This is a genomic window from Actinoplanes sp. ATCC 53533, assembly GCF_003947245.1.
The window spans coordinates 1-1,682 of the sequence record NZ_QHHV01000514.1; the positions used below are offsets into that span (position 1 = coordinate 1).

Here is a 1,682-nt window from a genome sequence, read left to right on the forward strand (position 1 = left end):
AAAGGGAAGAGTGCTCGCTGCCTATTTGCCACGCACCCTCACAGTCTTGAAACGGTCAAGGCAAAGGGCTTCGCCGGCGAATATCGCGACGAAGTTCTGGTTGCTGCTGACACATTAGGCGATACGAAGAAGGTGTTCCGCGACCTGCGTGCCGAAGAGCGAGCAGCCGCTCAGTCCGTCGACCTTTCTAAGCTAGAGCCCTTCGGCTCACTCAACGCGGTGCCAAACGAATCCATCCCGGCCGGCAACGTCCACACCGTGATGGCCAGCGGATACGGTTACCGGACGTTTGGCGATCTCATGTGCAACAGGCAGGCGCTGCAATTTGCCGAGACCGCCCGAGCCATCCGCGCTTGCCACGCTGACACTCTGGCCGCCGGCATTTCGCCAGAATACGCCCGTGCTCTCGCCACCTTCGCCGCAGCAACGCTTGCCCGCCGCCTCCGCGTCGCCACCCGAGGGTGCGGTGTCCAGGCCATGGGCAAGGAAGACGGTTCGGTGCAAAACCGAGTAAAGGTACGGGACCTATTCTCCAACGAAGCCGGCATTGGCTTCCAATTCGATTGGCTAGAGACCGGACCTGGTGTCGGACCGGGAACATGGACATCGGTCGCGAAAACGGGCATGCGTCCCTATTTGACTCACGTGAAGGCTATCCGCGGATCGGCCGCGCGGTTCCGCCAAGGGAACGCCATGGCGCTCCCATACCGCGATGGAAGCGTCGATGCGATTGTTACCGATCCGCCGTACTACGACATGATCGAGTACGCTGATGTGTCAGACCTAATGCACGTCTGGCTGAAGCGTGTTCTGTTCGACGTCGAGCCAGATCTGTTCGGCCCGAAGGCGGCCCGAACCAGTGATGGCCTCCAGAACAAGAACGACGAGATCATCGTCCGCCGAGTGCACGAGCCAGGCAGAGTTCGCCACGACAAGGATTTCTACGAGGCTTCGCTGTCCAAGGCGTTCGCCGAGTGCCGCCGTGTTCTACGACCTGACGGCCACCTGGTTGTGGTGTTCGGCCACTCCGACCCCGACGCATGGAAGCGGCTGCTTGCGGCACTCCACGATGCAGGGTTCGTGGTTACCAGCTCGTGGCCGAGTCGCACAGAATCGGCTAACACCGGGGTCGCCTCGATCAAGGTCACGGTCACCATCGGGTGCAGAGTTGCCCCACTCGATCGAGAGCCAGCCACCGCAGCCCAGGTCGACAAGGAGGTCACCGACGCGATCAAGCGGTCGGTGAAGAACTGGTCCAGGGAGGGCCTGGCTCTCGGTGATCAGATGATGGCTTCCTACGGTCCCGCTATGGAGGTGTACGGACGCTACGCGACTGTGCTACAGCCCGATGGCAGCTCAGCGTCCCTTGAACGCTACCTAACCCTTGCCCGTCGCAGCGTTCGAGAGGCGACCGCACTGCGCCTGGACGAGATACCTATCGAGACCTTCGACTCGCTCACCCGTTTCGCGGTGTTCTGGATGCGGCTGTACGGGCGCACAGTTGTGCCCAAGGGCGAGGCAAGATTCCTGGCCCAGGTCGACAACCTACGCATGGAGGAGGTCCGCCACGGCTTGCTCGCCGAGTCCGGCGCCGGATTCCGCCTTCTGCTCGACCCACCGACAAACGTCAGCCCAGATAGCGCCGAGTTCGACGTCGCACGTGCCCTAGCCGGTGCGTTCAC

1 protein-coding gene is annotated in these 1,682 nt (G+C 62.1%); it reads left to right on the top strand.

Features of this window, described 5'->3' with window-relative positions; translation table 11 throughout:
• Nucleotides 1–1,682: hypothetical protein (locus DMB66_RS62210; protein WP_255441707.1), on the top strand; the 1,682-nt coding region annotated here is incomplete at both ends.